This window comes from Bacteroides caecigallinarum, from assembly GCF_016902295.1.
Taxonomy (GTDB): Bacteria; Bacteroidota; Bacteroidia; order Bacteroidales; family Bacteroidaceae; genus Phocaeicola; species Phocaeicola caecigallinarum_A.
This window is the reverse complement of record NZ_JACJLQ010000033.1, coordinates 1-18963: the sequence shown is the minus strand read 5'-3', so window position 1 is coordinate 18963 and position 18963 is coordinate 1. Positions and strand designations below refer to the sequence as shown.

Annotated in this window: 12 protein-coding genes and 1 pseudogene; 11 read left to right on the top strand and 2 right to left on the bottom strand. The window is 40.1% G+C overall.

All coding sequences use genetic code 11. The features are described 5' to 3' along the window. Positions 1-82 precede the first annotated feature (82 nt). From H6A27_RS11040 to H6A27_RS10990, 11 genes and pseudogenes are all read left to right on the top strand, one after another. Complete coding sequence (locus tag H6A27_RS11040; protein ID WP_204508705.1) at positions 83-4567, top strand: translocation/assembly module TamB domain-containing protein; 4485 nt, start codon at positions 83-85, stop codon at positions 4565-4567. 18 nt (positions 4568-4585) lie between these two features. Continuing rightward, the gene (locus H6A27_RS11035; protein ID WP_204508704.1) at positions 4586-5614 is read left to right on the top strand and encodes an agmatine deiminase family protein; all 1029 of its coding nucleotides are present in this window, start codon (positions 4586-4588) and stop codon (positions 5612-5614) included. Positions 5615-5648: 34 nt separating this feature from the next. After that, positions 5649-6536, top strand: a complete 888-nt coding sequence (locus H6A27_RS11030) for a carbon-nitrogen hydrolase (protein ID WP_204508703.1) — start codon at positions 5649-5651, stop codon at positions 6534-6536. A 15-nt stretch (positions 6537-6551) separates the two neighbouring features. Further along, positions 6552-8090: a coiled-coil domain-containing protein gene (locus tag H6A27_RS11025; protein WP_204508702.1), complete on the top strand. Its 1539-nt coding sequence runs from the start codon at positions 6552-6554 to the stop codon at positions 8088-8090. A gap of 70 nt (positions 8091-8160) precedes the next feature. Continuing rightward, on the top strand, positions 8161-9321 hold the full coding sequence (locus H6A27_RS11020) for an HU domain-containing protein (RefSeq protein ID WP_204404834.1): 1161 nt from the start codon (positions 8161-8163) through the stop codon (positions 9319-9321). Positions 9322-9338: 17 nt separating this feature from the next. Continuing rightward, positions 9339-9878 (top strand): FHA domain-containing protein, encoded by a 540-nt coding sequence (locus tag H6A27_RS11015; RefSeq protein ID WP_204404835.1) that lies wholly within the window; start codon positions 9339-9341, stop codon positions 9876-9878. Positions 9879-9920: 42 nt separating this feature from the next. Next, positions 9921-11399 carry a 4Fe-4S dicluster domain-containing protein gene (locus H6A27_RS11010; RefSeq protein ID WP_204508701.1) on the top strand — a complete coding sequence of 493 codons (1479 nt, stop codon included), beginning with the start codon at positions 9921-9923 and terminating at the stop codon, positions 11397-11399. 26 nt (positions 11400-11425) lie between these two features. Continuing rightward, on the top strand, positions 11426-12463 hold the full coding sequence (hydE, locus tag H6A27_RS11005) for a [FeFe] hydrogenase H-cluster radical SAM maturase HydE (protein WP_204508700.1): 1038 nt from the start codon (positions 11426-11428) through the stop codon (positions 12461-12463). A gap of 63 nt (positions 12464-12526) precedes the next feature. After that, positions 12527-13945, top strand: a complete 1419-nt coding sequence (gene hydG, locus H6A27_RS11000; RefSeq protein WP_204508699.1) for a [FeFe] hydrogenase H-cluster radical SAM maturase HydG — start codon at positions 12527-12529, stop codon at positions 13943-13945. A 33-nt stretch (positions 13946-13978) separates the two neighbouring features. Further along, positions 13979-15169: a [FeFe] hydrogenase H-cluster maturation GTPase HydF gene (gene hydF / locus H6A27_RS10995; protein WP_204508698.1), complete on the top strand. Its 1191-nt coding sequence runs from the start codon at positions 13979-13981 to the stop codon at positions 15167-15169. An 84-nt stretch (positions 15170-15253) separates the two neighbouring features. Beyond that, positions 15254-16670 (top strand): annotated as a pseudogene (locus H6A27_RS10990) (ATP-binding protein). A 30-nt stretch (positions 16671-16700) separates the two neighbouring features. On the opposite strand, the gene H6A27_RS10985 reads toward H6A27_RS10990, so the two are convergent. After that, positions 16701-18557 carry a coiled-coil domain-containing protein gene (locus H6A27_RS10985; RefSeq protein ID WP_204508697.1) on the bottom strand — a complete coding sequence of 619 codons (1857 nt, stop codon included), beginning with the start codon at positions 18555-18557 and terminating at the stop codon, positions 16701-16703. Positions 18558-18707: 150 nt separating this feature from the next. Beyond that, on the bottom strand, positions 18708-18963 hold a 256-nt coding region (locus H6A27_RS10980; RefSeq protein WP_204508696.1), incomplete at its 5' end, for an outer membrane beta-barrel protein.

The following is an 18963-nucleotide window of genomic DNA, read 5'->3' as shown; positions in this document are numbered from 1 at the left end:
GCAAAAATTCTGAAATAAGATACACTTTTTTGGCAGTTATACAGGCGATTATTTGTACTTTTGTACTGATATATGTCTGCAAATGAAAAAGTCCACGTTGATTAAACATTCGTTCAGAACTGTCATAATATCTGTTATGGTGGTTTATTTTGGATTGATTGCCATGCTTAACATCCCTGTTGTACAGCGTGGTATCAGTTCTATTGCGGCAAAAGAACTGACAAAAATCTTTAATACTGAAGTCAAAATAGGGAATATCGATTTAGGACTTTTAAACAGAATTATCATCAACGATTTAGAAATTTACGATCAGGATGAAAAGCCTTTGCTTAATGTAGCAAGATTTTCAGCGAAATTTGACATAAAAGCTATTTTAAGCGGAAGAATAGTGATTCATAGTGTACAACTGTTTGGTTCCGAAATAAATGCCGCAAAAAAAGACAAAGAGACCGATTTTAATTTCAAATTCATTACAGACCTCTTCGCGCCAAAAGACAAAAATAAGGAAAAGGAATTTATAGACCTAAGAATCAATTCAATACTCATCAGACGAGGTAACGTAAATCTGGATATCTTGTCTGAAAAAGAGACTGAACACAAATTCAATCCTTCTCATATATCTGTAAGGAACTTGTCGGCAAATATTTCTCTTAAAGCGTTAACGAAGGATTCGTTGAATATAGACGTAAAACGTATCAGTTTCTCTGAAAAGTCCGGTTTAAGATTACGAAAATTATCTTTTAAGGCCATAGGAAATTCCAATGGTGTAAAAATAAATGATTTCGACTTTATACTGCCCCATACTCATCTTAGAATTGACAGTCTGGTTACAGTGTTCGACAGTCTATATTCCATCAAAGGTATTGATGATATTCAATATAAAGGAGCTCTTTCTGCTGTTATTGTTCCGGCAGATATAAAAGCGCTTGTCCCTGCATTAAGCAATTTTCATGACACAATAAACATAAATGCCGATTTTGCCAACTTCCATAATGCGCATACCGTCGGCAAGCTATTCATATATTCTAATTCAAAGGATGTAAATATTAGTCTTAACGGACATTTTATACCTGGCAGCGACTCTGTGAAAACATCTTTCGAGACACAAATTAACAAAGTCGAAATCAAGAATGATGGCGCAAACTGGATTCTCAAGAACATGAAAGGAAGTAATTTCATGGCACCTGAAATTATTTCAAAAATATCACCGGCAAGCCTTTTGGGAAGTATTTCGGGAAACTCTGATTTAATGAGAAATAGTATTATTGTAACCACTCCATTGGGGAATATTCAATCTCAGTTCATCATGAACAGGGATTCAAACAGTAATGCAAGAACATATTCAGGGCAATTCTTTTCAGACAATCTGGACCTCGGAGTACTTATGAAAAAAGAAAATGTTTTAGGTAAGGCTGCATTTAATGTCAACCTGAAAGGATTGACATACAAAGACAACAAGCCTGAATCATACGTCAACGGGAAAATCAGTTCCATTGAAATTAAAGGATATAAATATCAAGATATAATATTGGACGGTCAATATAAACCCGGCGGATTTAATGGACATATTTCCGTGAACGATGATAATGCACGTCTTAACATCGACGGAAGTTTCTCAACCGCAGAAAAACTTCCTATATTCAAACTTTCAGCAATTCTGAGAGATTTCAGACCTGATGTATTAAACTTGTCCGACAAATATGCAGGTACGACTTTCTCATTAAATTTAGGAGCCGATTTTACCGGAAATTCTATCGACGACATCCAGGGTAAAATAAGGATAGACAGTCTTATGTGTACCAGCATAGATAATAAAGACAATTATTTTCTACCTTCATTCCAATTGTTCGCGACTAATTATAACAATGAAAAGGTAGTGGATATATCATCCAACTTTCTGAACGGACAGGTTAAAGGGAACTATTCATATAAGACCATTTCATCAAGTATTGTTAAAGTTGCCCACAGATATATACCATCATTCTTTAAAGAAGGCAATAAACTTGTAAACCAGAAAACAAACAATATATTCTCTTTACAGTTTAATCTCGACAATTCTGATTTTCTTCAGAAAGTTCTAAAACTTCCTATCGAAGTCAGGATGCCTGCTACACTGAACGGATATATCGACGACAGCAAGACTAAAGTATATATAAATGCCAATATTCCGGAACTGAACTATAACGGCAAGAAATACGAATCGACAACATTGCTGTTCGAAAATCCACAGGAAGAACTTCATTGTCATGTTCGTACTAACCTGTTGATGAAAAAAGGTTCTATGATTAATTTAAGTATCAATGCCATTGCAGACAATGATACTGTTGCAACAAAAGTTTACTGGGGTAATAATACTAATGTCACTTACAGCGGTAATATTTCAGCAACTACATCTTTTTCAAAAGATAAGACAAACGGCATATTACATACAGGTATAAAATTACATCCAGGAAAAATCGTACTCAACGACACAATTTGGAACGTACATCCTACCAATATTGATATTGATAAGGATAGTATCGATATCAGTAATTTCCTTATTGAACATGGGAAACAATTTGTAAAAATAAATGGCCGTCTTGGGAAAACGTCCAATGACTCATGTATAGTAAATTTACAGAACATCAATCTACTGTATGTAATGGATATGATACAGTTTTACAATGTAAAGTTTGAAGGAAACACTTCCGGAAAAGTTTTTGCCTCTTGTGTTCTAAAGAACCCTGCATTGGACGCCAGACTAAAGGTCAATAATTTTTCATTAAACAGTGCGTTGCTTGGAGAGGCTGATATTAAAGGAGGGTTCGACAACGAAAAAGGAAGGATTCTGCTGGATGCCGATATACGCAAACCGGATGGAGTATTTACCGGGGTTTTGGGTTACGTGTCTCCTAAGGAAAAAGGACTTGACCTGCATATAAACGCTGGTGGCACAGATATGTCATTCCTGCAACATTTCATAAAAGACATATTCAGCGATGTAAAAGGAAAAGCTTATGGAAATGTAAGACTTTTTGGGCCGTTCAAAGGATTGGATCTGGAAGGAAAAGTCAAAGCTGAAATCGGAATGAAAGTGAACGTGCTTAACAGCAGGTTCGAAGCTAAAGCTGATTCTGTAATTATAAATCCCGGCGAATTCCAGTTCAAAAACATACATCTTACAGACAATGAAGGTAATTCAGGTATTGCCAATGGTTATTTAAGACATCAGAAACTTAAGCATCTGAACTATATGTTCGAGTTTGACACCAACAATATGATGGTCTTCAACTCGGAAAGCGAAATGCCTGAATTCCCTTTCTATGGCAACATCTATGCCTCAGGGAAAACAACCATTCACGGTAATGAAATTACCGGATTGGTAGTTGACGGTAATGTAATTGCCGAAGACAAAACGTCTTTCGTATATGTTCTTGGAACCGCAACCGAGGCAATAAGCAAACAATTCATTACGTTTGTTGACAAAACACCAAAGCGAAGGCAGGAAGAAGTACACACCGAACTGTATCATTACCTTAATGAACAATCTGTAGAAGAAGACAATATCACACCGCCAGATATAAGAATTAATCTGCAAATAGAACCATCACCAAGGGCTGACATGAGGATTATCATGGACCCGGCTTCCGGTGATTATATTTCTGCAAAGGGAACCGGAAACCTAAGAATAAACTTTTTCAACAAAGGTAATTTCCAGATTTTCGGTAACTACAATATTTCCGAGGGAATATACAAGCTAAGTATGCAGAATATCATCAGAAAAGATTTTGTACTTAGCCCTGGGGGTAGCGTTTCTTTCAATGGAGATCCAAGAGCAGCCAATCTTAATGTGCAAGCTGTATATACTGTTCCATCGGCTTCATTGAACGACCTGATACCTGACGCAACCTCTACAAGAGGTAATATTAGGGTAAACTGTATAGTAAATCTTTCAGGACTCCTCACGTCACCAAATCTGAGTTTTGACATAGAACTTCCGACAGTTAACGAAGAAGACAGACAAGTGGTCAAAAGCCTTACAAGCACACCCGAACAGATGACAACTCAGATTATTTATCTGCTTGGCGTTGGTAAATTCTATACTTACGACTATGCCGCCCAGAACGGCCAATCGGACGCTACAAGTTCCTTGGCTTTCAGTACATTATCCGGACAATTGAATAACATGTTATCACAGGTAATCGACAACCAGAACTGGAATCTCGGCACAAATCTTACTACCGGACAAAACGGATGGACTGACGTGGAAGCCGAAGCAATTCTTAGTGGAAGACTGTTAAATAACAGACTTATAATAAACGGAAACTTCGGATATAAGGAAAATACGCTTAGAAATACTAACTTTGTAGGAGATTTTGAAGCTATATGGTTACTGACCAAGAATGGAGATTTCCGACTTAGAGGATACAACCAGACCAACGACAGATACTTTACGAAATCAACCCTTACCACACAGGGTATAGGACTTATTTACAAGAAGGATTTTACAAAGTGGAATGAACTAATAGACTGGATGAGCAATTTTCGTTCATACAGAAAAAAGAAACTGTCTGATAATAAAAAATAATTTACAAACTTATATTGAATGAATAATAATTTATACCTCCCTTCAGAATGGGAAAAACAAAGTTACATACAGCTGACATGGCCACATGCAGGAACTGACTGGGCTTATATGCTACCAGAGGTGGAAGAATGTTTCTTAAAACTTGCCACCGAAATAGCTTCAAGGCAGCCTTTATTATTGGTTGCTCCTGAATTTCCTGAAAAACTTAATGATTTCAAGTATAAAGACAATCTGACTTTTGTACAATGTAACACAAATGACACTTGGGCAAGAGACCATGCATTCATAACCATGAAGGATAGACATGGTGACCCACAATTGTTTGATTTCTGTTTCAACGGATGGGGAATGAAGTTTGCAGCCGATAAGGATAATCTGATAAACAGCAAACTGTTTTCAAAGCAGATTTTAAACGGTGACTATGTGAACAAAAGAGATTTTGTACTTGAAGGCGGTTCAATAGAAAGCGATGGTAACGATACCCTGCTCACCACCTCATTGTGTCTTTTGGCACCAAACAGGAATGATACAAAATCACGTCATGAAATAGAAAAATATCTAAAGGAGACATTCAACCTGAAACAGGTTTTATGGCTCGATTACGGTTTCCTTGCTGGCGATGATACTGACAGCCACGTTGATACACTGGCAAGACTATGTCCTGATAATACAATCACATACGTAAAATGCCTGGATAATAATGATGAGCATTATAGCGCGCTGTTAGCAATGGAGAAACAATTGGAGTCTTTCAGGACTCTTGACGGAAAGCCTTACAGGTTGCTTCCACTCCCAATGCCTGAAGCTATTTATGACGAAAATGGTGAAAGACTTCCGGCAACTTATGCCAACTTCCTTATAATGAATGATGCTGTACTCTACCCTACTTATAACCAACAGGAGAATGACCTTGAAGCTGCAAAAGTCTTGTCTTCCGCTTTCCCAGGAAGGGAAATTGTAGGAATAGATTGCAGAGCCCTCATAAAGCAACACGGATCTTTACACTGCGTCACTATGCAATACCCGGAATCAGTTTATAAAGGATAATCAATAACATAATAACGTAAAATAACATACCAACATGAGCCGTATAATTCGTTTAGGTATCGTCCAGCAGTCATGTACAGGAGATATCAAATATAATTTAGAGAAACTTCACAGGAATATAGCGTCACTGGCACAGGCAGGCGCACAACTCGTCGTATTACAGGAACTGCATAATTCACTATATTTCTGCCAGACAGAAGACACAAGACTCTTTGACCTTGCAGAACCAATACCTGGACCTTCTACTGGATTTTACAGTGAAATAGCAGCCGCATACGGTATTGTACTTGTAACCTCACTGTTCGAACGTCGTGCTGCAGGATTATACCACAATACAGCTGTAGTATTCGACAAAGACGGAAGCATTGCAGGCAAATACCGTAAAATGCACATTCCTGATGACCCTGCATATTATGAAAAATTCTATTTCACACCTGGAGACATCGGTTTCGAACCGATACAGACTTCAATTGGAAAATTAGGAGTACAGGTATGCTGGGACCAGTGGTATCCGGAAGGAGCACGTATGATGGCACTTAAGGGCGCGGAAATATTGATTTATCCTACTGCCATAGGCTGGGAAAGTTCTGATTCGCAAGACGAAAAGCTCCGCCAGCTTGGAGCGTGGGTTACAGTGCAAAGAGGTCATGCTGTAGCAAATGGATTGCCAGTCGTAGCAGTAAACCGAGTTGGACACGAACCTGACCCGTCAGGACAGACAAACGGAATACAATTCTGGGGAAACAGTTTCGTAGCAGGTCCTCAAGGAGAGATGCTGGCCCAAGCTGACAATATGAAAGAAGAAAATCTTATCGTAGATATAGATTTAGGCCGCAGCGAGAATGTAAGACGTTGGTGGCCATTCTTGAGAGACAGAAGAATTGACGAATTTGGAGAACTTACAAAACGATTCAGAGATTGATAAACATTACATGACATGGGTAAACTTGCACTTAAAATCTACAAAGCATTATATGGTCTGGACATAGAGGCACAAAGTACCGAACTTACCAGACTTAGACTTGAAAACAAAAGGCTGTCAGAACTGTTGAGAAGCACATCAAGGGAATATAACGCCCTCAACGACAAGTACAAAAAGAAAAAAGAAAGTCTTAGCAACGAATATGGGGTAGTATCCGACGAGTTCAATAAGCTCAAGGAAAAGTACGAGACCCTTGTCATGGAGAAAGAGAATCTTGAGAATACCCTCAAGGAAAACTCTGAAAAATTTAAGGAAGAAACAGATAGGATTTCCCTGGAATCTGAAAAGATGTCCGGGGAAATCGAGAGTCTGCAGAAAGTCATCGAAGGACTGAACGCAGAGAAAGATACTATAGAGAAAGAAAAGGAGACTCTCTGTAAAGAGAAGGAAACCCTTGGCACAGAAAAAGAAAACCTCGCCAAAGAACTTGAGGCTATCAACAAGGAAAAGGTGACTCTCAATAGTGAGAAGGAGGCTGCAAGTAAAGAACTGGAATCAATCAAAGAGCGTTATCTTGCTGAAAAAGACAGTCTTAGCAAAGAGCTGAAATCACTTAATGAGCTTCACATCACCGAGAAAGACAGTCTTAACAAAGAAATAATCAGCCTAAGAAAAGAAATAACATCACTTCAAGAGTTATACTATAAAGGAAAAGAGGAAAACACTATCCTTTCGGAAAAAATAAAATCTTTGGAAAGTGAAATAACTAATTCCAACATTACTGTTAATACAGCAGAGGAAGTTTCATCTATTAATGAAGAAAAGAAAGAAGAAGTCCAAACCGCTGAGACTACATCTGATAAAAAAGCCGTCGAAAATACCAATGACGAGGAATTAATCAAAGAGAGGATGCAAAAGGAAATAGTATCTTTAACACATAAATACGATTATATCCGCGTCACGACCACAATAGGAAACCAGTATTTATACCAGTCTAAACATTTCCAACTCAGGACGGGACTGTTTGATTGGGGAATAGAAGGAAAGGAAATCATTACTGACGAAATTCTATATATTGAAAATTCCTCAGTGGCAAAGATGGAAGGTCTTGACAGCCCTTTCGACGGTGAAGAAATAGCATGCAATTTCGAAGATGAAGATTCCGCGTCTGCCGTCGCCGATTCATTGCTGATGGCAATCTGCACATATCAGCCAATACAGGTAAACTATCATGACAAGAACGGACGTACCACTTTGAAGAATCTGTATCATGTCACTTTCAAGCCTTTGACAAACAAATTCAGTCTGCCATACAAGAACCTTTTCAGAGATATGCTTGACGACAAGATTGATGCAGAACAACTATCGGCCTTATGTCCGCATAATCCTGAACCAAGAAACTTTGTAATTCAACAGATTCAGACTCTCCGCCGCTTCAACGCTTTCTTCACTACTTCAAAAGGTATAGAGACTCTGAAGGAAGGAATAAAACTTGCCCAGGATGCAGAACAGACGGAACTGGCAGAGGTGCTGATGAGTAAAATTCAGAACTGAGATATTGTTTAAAGCACAAATTTATCCTTAAACATGTACGGTCTTCTAAAAAAAATTATAATTTTGCAGTATGAAAGAGTTGGCAAAACATATAGAAATCCTTTTAATGGAAAATGATTGTGTGATAGTACCTGGTTTAGGAGGTTTCATCGCACATAATAAACCTGCAGAATTCAGAGAGTCTGCTAACATTTTCTGTCCGCCATTAAGAACAATAGGCTTCAATCCACAACTTACTATTAATGACGGATTACTAGTTCAGGCATATATGCAGGCATACGATACAGATTTCCCTGACGCAAGCAGAAAAATAGAAAATACAGTATCGTCTATAAAAGATATCCTCTATAAAAACGGACAGGCAGAATTGGATAATATTGGAACGCTCTATTATACAATGGCCGGTAATTATGGATTCGAGCCTTGCTATAACTCATTCTTCAGTCCTAATCTTTATGGATTGGGCAATTTCTCTATTTCACCATTATCTGAATTGGTTTCAAAGATTCAGCCAGTAGCTGAACCTCGTGTAACAATTGAAACCACACCATCCGTCAAGACAAACGAGGAAAGAAGAGAGAAACAATCGCATATTATAAAAAGAATGACAGAACACGCTATAGGCATAGCGGCTGCCATTATATTGTTCTTCATTATGTCAGTACCTGTCGAGAACACATATCTTGACAATGCAAGTTATGCATCATTAGGAGCTGAAACCATGCTTGACGCTATCAGAAACAAATCATTGGCGATAACTCCAAATGGCAAAGACATCAATAAAGAGTTTTCCAAGGATGAAACACATCAGGCAAATATATCTCAAAGAAAAAATAACGTAAATACATTACGTCCTGTATCTGTTAAAAGTGTAAAAGTAGAGAAACCTCTTCAAAAAGCTGACATAAAAGCTGAAACTAAAGAGAATAAAAACGTAATTGCTGAAAACAAACCTGTAACTGAGAGCAAACCGGCTGAAAGCGTAAAGCAACAACAGGAAAAAGGATTGTTTATAATAGTTTCAAGCCTGCAAACAATGGCTGATGCAGAAAAAGAACTTACCAAATTTCATAATCAAGGTTATGATGAAGCTCGTATTCTGACCTCTGACAACCGTTTTCGCATTGCATTATATCAATTTACAGATAAATCCCAGGCATATAGCAAAATAAACGAACTGAGAAAAGAAGAACAGTTCAAAAATGCGTGGTTACTTAACAAATCCAAATAATCAATTTTTATTAAGGAATGAAGAGAGTAAGATGTCCTAAATGCGACAATTACATTCAGTTTGATGAGACAAAATATGAAGAAGGACAGTCATTGGTTTTCATTTGTCCTGAATGTAAAAAACAGTTCAGCATACGTTTGGGACGTACCAAACTTAATGCGGCAACCCGTCGCGAAGAAATCATAGACGAGAAAGAAGGGACAAAGGACTTTGGCAATATAGTAGTCATAGAAAATACATTTGCATACAAGCAGGTATTACCTTTACATGAAGGCGACAATGTTATAGGCCGTAGATGCAAAGGTACTGATGTTGATATTGCCATAGAGACCAATGATCCGAGTATGGACCGCAGACATTGCATCATAAATGTAAAAAAGGACAAGCAAGGCAAAATAGTATATACATTGAGGGATAACGACAGTATTACAGGTACATTCCTTATGAACGAAATTCTTGGTCCGAAAGAAAGAGCAAGAATAGAAGACGGAAGCATTTTCACATTGGGGGCCACGACAATTATTCTGCGTGGTACTGAACAAAATGAAGGGAATTAAGTTATAATATTTATCAACTAACATCACACTACTTTTTTACTTATGGCATTTACCAACAACGTAATGATTGTGAGACACAAACTGCTTGAAAATCTGGTAGCTTTGTGGAAGGAGAAACAGTTAATTGAAAAGATCGACCGTGTTCCATTGGAATTCAGTCCAAGACGTTCGCAACCTGTAGGACGCTGCTGTATCCACAAGGAACGTGCGGTGACAAAATACAAGTCACTCCCTCTGTTGGGTTGGGATATGTCCGACGAGACAGACGAACTTACACCGCTGTCTGAATATGCACGCAAGGCACTTGAAAGACACGGGAAAATCAAGGAAAACATTCTTTGCGTGATAGACGAGGCTTGTTCATCATGCGTTCAGGTAAACTATGAAGTAAGTAACCTGTGTAGAGGTTGTGTGGCAAGAAGCTGCTACATGAACTGCCCTAAAGGTGCTGTACATTTCGACAAGAAAACAGGTCAGGCACGTATTGACCACGACACTTGTATCAGCTGCGGTATCTGTCATAAGAGCTGTCCTTATCATGCTATCGTATATATTCCTGTACCATGCGAGGAAGCATGTCCTGTAAAGGCTATCAGCAAGGACGAACACAACATAGAGCATATCGACGAAAGCAAATGTATCTATTGTGGAAAATGTCTTAACGCATGTCCTTTTGGTGCCATATTCGAAATTTCACAGGTATTCGATGTACTTGAGGATATTCGCGCTGGTAAACAGGTAGTTGCAATCCCTGCCCCATCCATCCTCGGACAGTTCGATGCAAAGATTGACGAAGTTTACGGAGCTTTAAAACAGATTGGGTTTGCCGATATAATTGAAGTTGCCGAAGGAGCAATGGAGACAACAAGCAATGAAGCACACGAACTTCTTGAAAAGATAGCCGAAGGCCAGAAGTTCATGACTACTTCATGCTGTCCTTCATACATTGAACTCGTAAATAAGCATATCCCTGCAATGAAACCATACGTTTCTACTACAGGTTCTCCAATGTACTACGCATCACGCATCGCAAAGAAGAAATATCCTGATGCCAAAGTGGTATTCATTGGTCCGTGTATCGCCAAGAGAAAAGAAGCACAGCGCGACGAATGCGTGGATTATGTATTGACATTCGAAGAAGTAAGTTCTATAATAAAAGGTTTTGGAATTGACCTTAAGGAAGTTTCACCATATAAGGTTGCAAAGGAATCTGTATGCGAAGCTCACGGATTTGCACAGGCCGGTGGTGTGGCAGGAGCTGTTAAGGCTTACTTAGGAGAAAAGGCTAACGGAATCAAGATTATGCAGATATCAGACTTCAACAAGAAGAATATCGGTGTTCTCAGAGCATACGCAAAGACCGGCAAGGTTGACGCACAGTTCATCGAAATGATGGCATGTCCTGAAGGCTGTATCACAGGTCCAAGTTCATTCAACGATCCATTGTCCGGTAAACGCCAGCTAAATCAGGATTTGCTGAAACGACCACTGAAATACGAAAACTACAAAGAAGAAGAATAAATAAAGATTTTTCATATCACATATATATGAGAAAACTTATAGAGCGACTTCATCGGGAGAAAACACTTTCTTCCGATGAATTTCGTATATTATTGGATGACTGCGATGACGAAAGTCTTGAACTGATAAACAGCATTGCACGCTCCGAAACACAGAAAGTGTTCGGCAACAGGATTTTCGTGCGCGGACTTATAGAGGTAGGAAACTGCTGTCACAACGACTGCCTTTACTGCGGAATACGCCGTAGCAACAGGAATGTGGAAAGATACAGACTAGACAAGGAAACTATACTGCAATGCTGCGACGAAGGTTACAGACTGGGGTTTCGTACCTTTGTACTTCAGGGTGGCGAAGATAACTATATGACCGATGAAAGAATAGCCGACATAGTATCGTCCATACGCCGGGAATATCCGGACGCCGCCATAACCCTGTCATTAGGAGAAAAATCATACGAAGCATACAAGATGTTCTATGAAGCCGGAGCCAACAGATATCTGCTCCGTCATGAAACTCACAATCCGTATCATTATTCATTGCTGCATCCCGAAACGATGTCACTGCAAAACAGACTGCAATGCCTTATAAACCTGAAGGAGATAGGCTATCAGACAGGTACAGGCATAATGGTTGGCAGTCCGGGACAGACCACAGAAAACATCATCGAAGATATTCTGTTCATCGGTGAGTTCAAGCCACAGATGATAGGAATAGGTCCTTTCATACCGCATCGTGACACTCCGTTCGCAGATAAAAGTGCTGGCAGCATACGCACTACCCTACTGCTGTTGTCAATATTCAGACTTATGCACCCTCACGCGCTCATACCGTCAACCACGGCATTGGCTTCACTTGCCCCCGACGGACGCGAAAGAGGAATACTGGCAGGTGCAAATGTAGTAATGCCAAATCTCTCTCCTCCACAGGAAAGAAGCAAGTATTCGCTGTACAACAATAAGGCATCAATGGGTGCCGAAGCAGCAGAAGGCCTGGCTTTTCTTGAACAAAAGCTTAGTGCCATTGGTTATACTATTGACTACGGTCGAGGAGATTATGTTGAATAAGAGAAGTTAATTCTTTAACTTTCATAACTCCTTTAACCACTATAACTTCTAAAAAATATAATTATGTACAGAGCCGATTCAAAAAAGGCTGAAGAATTTATCAGCCATGATGAAATTCTTGACACATTGAAATATGCGGAAGAGAATGCTGGAAACAGAGAACTCATATCATCCATTATAGAAAAAGCAAGAGCTTGCAAAGGTATCAGTCACCGTGAAGCCGCACTTCTGCTTGAATGTAATGACCCGGAACTGCTGGAAAAGATATTCAGTCTGGCAAAGGAAATCAAGCAGAAATTCTACGGCAACAGAATAGTGATGTTTGCCCCGCTGTATCTTTCAAACTATTGCGTAAACAGCTGTGTGTATTGCCCTTACCATATCAAAAACAAGACTATAGCCCGCAAGAAGCTCAGTCAGGAAGATATAGAACGCGAAGTCATAGCACTTCAGAATATGGGACACAAGCGTCTGGCACTTGAAGCCGGCGAAGACCCGTTGCACAACCCGATAGAATATATCCTTGAATCCATCAAGACAATATACGGAATAAAGCATAAGAACGGAGCCATACGCCGTGTGAACGTGAATATCGCTGCCACAACAGTGGAGAACTACAGAAAGCTTCACGAGGCAGGAATAGGTACATACATACTTTTCCAGGAGACATATCATAAGGAAAACTACGAGAAACTTCATCCGCGCGGTCCTAAGAGCAATTACGCTTATCACACAGAGGCAATGGACAGAGCTATGGAAGGCGGAATAGACGATGTTGGGCTCGGTGTTCTGTTCGGTCTGAATACCTATAAGTACGATTTCACCGGACTGCTGATGCACGCGGAACATCTGGAAGCCACTTACGGAGTTGGTCCTCACACTATTAGCGTACCGCGAATATGCTCTGCCGACGATATAAATGCCGCAGACTTCGAAAATGCTATCTCCGACGAGATATTCCAGAAGATTGTAGCCATCATCCGTATAGCTGTGCCATACACGGGAATGATTATCTCCACACGCGAATCGCAGAAATCGCGCGAAAAGGTTCTTGAACTTGGTATTTCACAGATAAGCGGAGGCTCGCGTACAAGTGTAGGCGGATATGCCGTAGAGGAAACACCGGAAGAAAACTCCTCACAGTTCGATATCAGCGACAACCGTACACTGGACGAGATAGTATCATGGCTATTGAAACTCGGCTATATCCCAAGTTTCTGCACTGCATGCTACCGCGAAGGACGTACAGGCGACCGCTTCATGTCGTTGGTAAAAACAGGACAGATAGCCAACTGCTGCTCGCCAAACGCGCTTATGACTCTACAGGAATATCTGGAAGACTATGCTTCGCCCGAGACAAAAGCACTCGGTACGAAGATGATACGTGAGCAGATGGAAAAGATTCCTAATCCTGCAATAAAGAGACGTGCAATAGAAAATCTGAAATACATTGGCGAAGGAAAACGCGACTTCAGATTCTGATAATATAACTACAGCTTAAATAACCATAATAATATGTCATTGCAAGATACTCCAAGATCAAACCGCACACATATAGCACTTTTCGGTAAAAGAAACAGTGGAAAATCATCGTTGATAAATGCCATCACAGGCCAGGAAGTTTCAGTAGTTTCGGACATAGCCGGAACCACCACGGACCCTGTATATAAATCTATGGAAATACACGGTATAGGTCCGTGCGTATTTATAGATACTGCCGGATTCGATGATGAAGGAGAACTTGGAAATCTGAGAGTCAAACAGACATTAAAGGCTACGGAACGCACTGACATAGCTATTATGGTCTGCACAGACGATAATATCGAAGAAGAACTGAGATGGCAGAAAGTACTCACAGCAAAGAATACACCGGTAATATGGGTACTTAACAAGGCAGACATTCTGGACAACAAGACAGAAACAGCTCTTGCCATAGAAAAGAAATGCGGTTCCAAACCTGTCATAGCAAGTACGCTGACAAAGGAAGGCATCGACGAGATAAGAAAAGCGCTTATAGAAAACCAGCCTGACAACTCTTTCGACAATAGTATAATAGGAAATCTTGCCGGCGAAAACGATACCGTACTGTTGGTCATGCCACAGGACATTCAGGCTCCGAAAGGCAGATTAATTCTCCCACAAGTTCAAACCCTGCGTGAACTTCTTGACAAGAAATGCCTTGTAATGAGCTGCACTACAGACAAGCTGGAAGCAATGCTCAAAGCGATGGCAAATCCTCCGAAACTTATCATCACAGACTCACAGGTATTCAAGACTGTTTTCGAACTGAAGCCTAAGGAAAGCATACTGACATCATTCTCAGTACTCTTTGCCAAGCACAAGGGCGATATAGACTATTTTGTAGAAGGTGCACGCACGATAGGCAAACTGAACAACAATTCAAAAGTCCTCATAGCCGAAGCATGCACCCATGCCCCACTCACCGAGGATATTGGCCGTGAAAAAATCCCTGCCATGCTCCGAAAAAGGTTCGGCAATGACATACAGATAGATATGGTATCAGGACACGACTTTCCGGAAAATCTTAAAGGCTACGACCTGGTTATCCATTGCGGTGCATGCATGTTCAACAGGAAATTCATGATGAACCGCGTGGCAAAAGCCAAGGAACAGAACATCCCTATGACCAATTATGGAGTGACTATAGCTTATATTCAGGGGATACTTGATTATATAGAGTATTAAAATAAGGGAAAAGACCTATTAATTAATGACGCAAAAGTCCAATTTTTTATTTACCTTTGTGTAAAGTACAAAAAGAATCAGGTTATGAAATTTCCAATTGGTATCCAGAGTTTTGAACGCATTATTCAAGAAGGTTATATATATGTTGATAAAACTGACATTATTTATGACCTTACACATAATGGAAGCATTTATTTTCTCAGCCGTCCGAGACGGTTCGGAAAGAGCCTCCTTGTTTCCACTCTGGAAAACTATTATTCAGGACGCAAGGAACTGTTCAGTGGTCTTGCCATAGAAAAGCTGGAGACTGAATGGAACGAGTATCCCGTTTTCCATGTGGATTTCAACGCAACTAATTTTACCAATCCTGGAGAATTGGAGAAGAAACTTAACTTTTATCTGGCGGAATGGGAACAGAAGTACAATCTGCCTGTACGTGAAAATGAATTGGGTCTTGGAGACCGCTTTATAAAGGTTCTCGAGGCCGCTCATCTTCAGACAGGCCGACGCGCTGTGGTACTTGTAGATGAATACGACAAACCTATGCTTGATGTACTGGATGTGGATACAAATCTGGAGGATAAACACCGAAACATTCTGAAAGCTTTTTATTCCGTGTTTAAGGGAGCGGACAAGCATTTGCAATTCGTTTTGTTGACAGGAGTTACAAAATATTCCCAAGAAAGTATATTCAGCGGTTTCAATCAAGCTAAAGATATAAGTATGGATGTACGTTATGAAGCCCTGTGCGGTATTACTCAGGAGGAAATTGGAAAATATTTTACTGAACCTGTATCGCAAATGGCCGTTGAATATCAGTGTACACCGGAAGAAATGTATAAACTGCTGAAGAAACAGTACGATGGGTACCACTTCAGCGATAAACTGACAGACATTTATAATCCTTTCAGCTTGTTGAATGCTCTTGATGCCAAACGTATCAAAGACTATTGGTTCAGCACAGGAACTCCCACATATCTTATTCGTCTGCTCAACCATTCACATGAGAGAATGAACGAATTTACCGGAAAATATTACACTCCGGCGGAATTTATTGACTACAAGGCCGACGTGGAACGCCCTTTGCCAATGATATATCAAAGCGGATATCTTACAATAAAGGCATACGACAGAGATTTCAATACCTTCCTTCTTGATTTCCCTAACAATGAGGTAAAGGGGGGATTCCTTACAATGGTAGCTTCATCATACCTGCAACCATCAGAATAACACCTTCTATCTCATTATGTGTCTGGTGAGTGTTTATACTGTTTATGCCGAGAAGGTGCAGAGCCAGGGACGTGTGGACTGCATAGTGGAAACATCGGACTATGTATATATCTTTGAGTTCAAACTGGACGGTACGGCCCAAGAGGCACTTCAGCAGATAGAGGAAAAAGGATATGCGCGTGAATATGCAACCGATAGCCGCAAAGTTTATAAGATCGGAGCATCATTCTCTTCTGAAACCGGAACAATTAGCGACTGGGCAGTAAATTAGCAAAGGGAACTAAACTTTTCACTAAGGGATTCAGAACTCCGCCACCCACCTGTCGAGTGTCATCTCCTCAGGAAGACCGCCTTCCAACGATTCACTCAAATGCTTCTTCAGACGGAACTTCTTCTGGGATACCGAAGAGACACTGACACCGAATATCTCAGACATCTGGGTGTTGCTGAAACGGAGCTTGATCAGGATGCAAAGATGAAGTTCCTGCTTTGTCAGTGTCGGGCATATACTCTGAAGACGACTCACGAAATTGCCGTACGTACTTTCACACATTTGCTCCAGAGTCTCCCATTCAATATCATCAAGAACACGGCATTTCTCCCTCAGTTCCTTCACAAGGCTGTCGTTGTCTACAACATATTCGGCAAGCATACGTTCACGCTGCTTCAGATTAAGATTCTCTTCTGATATGCTACGGAACTTCTCAGTATCACGGCGGACCTTGTCAAGCTTAGAGGTATATTCGGCAATGTGGTTTTGCAGAATGTTTATATTCTCAGACAGCCTGCCATTCTCTGACTGAAGACTGTCTATCTGTTCACGGTATGATTCTATCTCTTCAGCATTAACTTCCTGACGGGATATCTGCTCCTGCAGTTCGTCCATATAACGGTTGTTCTGCATGAGGCGTGTCTCGTATTCGTGCAGTTGAAGCATGTAGTCCTGTAGTTGTTCGGACTGTTTGCGGATAGTAGTTTCCTTAAGGACAAGACGTTTCTGGTAAAAATAGGCTACAACAGCTATAACCACAATCAGGCATATCGTGATGATGAACATCATACGTTGCGCATCTGCCTTCTCCAGCTTCAGACGCTGCTGCTCAGTGATGAGTTTCTGATGGTCGTACTTCTCTTTGTAGGCGATGATTTCCTTGCCCTTATCAATAGCTATGATAGAATCGTTGTAAAAAAGAAGTGAATCACAATAGGTTTTCAGGTATTTACTGTATTTGGGAGTATCCCCCAATTTATACAAATACTCGTATGCAGACGCCTTAGTATAAATATTATAAGTTTTCAAAGCTTCATTTAAATAAATATAAGCAGAATCCTGTTGCCCCAAAAGGTAGTAGTTCTTTCCCGTCAATAAAGCTGGCTGGTATTTGATTGGAAAGCTTTTTATAATCTCTAAAGACTTTTCGATATCACCTTTATTCTTATATACTAAGGCTATTTCGCTCTGTATGTCATAATAATAATTTTCAAGTCCAAGTTCTAAAGTCAGCTCACTACATTTATGATACGTATCTATAGCCTTCGACAATGAATCCGAAATGCAATAACATCTGGCCAGAAATTTAAGAGAGGCTAACTGATAACGCTTGTTGGAATCTTTCACAGCATAATCGTATGCCTTCCTGCAGGCTTCCAAAGCATAGTCAGCAAAATCACGATATAAATATAACTTACATAATGAGATCATGACCAGATAACCAGTTTTGTAGTCATCCGTTTTTTCCACTTCTGTTTTACCTTCCAGATAATACTGCAAGGCTTCCTCTATATTCCTTAATTCATAATTTATATCACCCATATAAAGCGCAGACATAGCCTTTCTACGGGCATTGTTTGTTGGCTTGTAATAATCGTATGCAATTCTCACAAGTGAATCTGAAGGGATTTTCATCATCCGTTTGTACTGCGCCTGTGTCAACAACAGACACCACAACGCATGATTCTCCTTGTCCCTACGTTCTGAAGGCATCGGCATGGCCTCCAGAATATGGAGCGCACTGTCCGGGTACTCAAACATCACGGATTCAGCATGAACCAATTCCGGAAGAGGTGTTTTCTCCGTGCCGTTTCCACTGCATCGGATATTCAAAAGGGCTGTAAAAGCAATCAGAATGTACAGTATATAGTGGGTTATCTTTCTCATTTTACAAAAATTTCCTGCAAAAATAAAAATATTCCGGCACTGTACACATTAGTGTGCGCATTTTGTTAAATGAAAAGGGCAGCCTTAATAATTAAAGCTACCCTAATCTGAATTTAAGAGAGTTTTTAAACTAATTGATTCAAAATATCTTTACATACGGCTCTTCTGGCTATCGCCGGCTCCGGTTCCTTTGTATTTGCTCTTGGTTGCATTGAACTTGTATCGTACTGTCATACCAAAGCTACGGCGAGATTCCGGCTCATATATCATAATGCGGTTACCGCTGTACAACAGTAAGTCCGAAGATGAAGTATTGAAAATGTCGTTAGCTTGCAGTTGCACGGCCAGTTTACCATCCAAGAATCCTTTATATAATGAAAGGTTTACCGAACTTCCCGGCTTGATT

Coding starts and splice junctions, on each gene's coding strand:
- H6A27_RS11040 (WP_204508705.1), top strand. CDS start 83: ATGAAAAAGTCCACGTTGATTAAACATTCGTTCAGAACTGTCATAATA.
- H6A27_RS11035 (WP_204508704.1), top strand. CDS start 4,586: ATGAATAATAATTTATACCTCCCTTCAGAATGGGAAAAACAAAGTTAC.
- H6A27_RS11030 (WP_204508703.1), top strand. CDS start 5,649: ATGAGCCGTATAATTCGTTTAGGTATCGTCCAGCAGTCATGTACAGGA.
- H6A27_RS11025 (WP_204508702.1), top strand. CDS start 6,552: ATGGGTAAACTTGCACTTAAAATCTACAAAGCATTATATGGTCTGGAC.
- H6A27_RS11020 (WP_204404834.1), top strand. CDS start 8,161: ATGAAAGAGTTGGCAAAACATATAGAAATCCTTTTAATGGAAAATGAT.
- H6A27_RS11015 (WP_204404835.1), top strand. CDS start 9,339: ATGAAGAGAGTAAGATGTCCTAAATGCGACAATTACATTCAGTTTGAT.
- H6A27_RS11010 (WP_204508701.1), top strand. CDS start 9,921: ATGGCATTTACCAACAACGTAATGATTGTGAGACACAAACTGCTTGAA.
- hydE (WP_204508700.1), top strand. CDS start 11,426: ATGAGAAAACTTATAGAGCGACTTCATCGGGAGAAAACACTTTCTTCC.
- hydG (WP_204508699.1), top strand. CDS start 12,527: ATGTACAGAGCCGATTCAAAAAAGGCTGAAGAATTTATCAGCCATGAT.
- hydF (WP_204508698.1), top strand. CDS start 13,979: ATGTCATTGCAAGATACTCCAAGATCAAACCGCACACATATAGCACTT.
- H6A27_RS10985 (WP_204508697.1), bottom strand. CDS start 18,557: ATGAGAAAGATAACCCACTATATACTGTACATTCTGATTGCTTTTACA.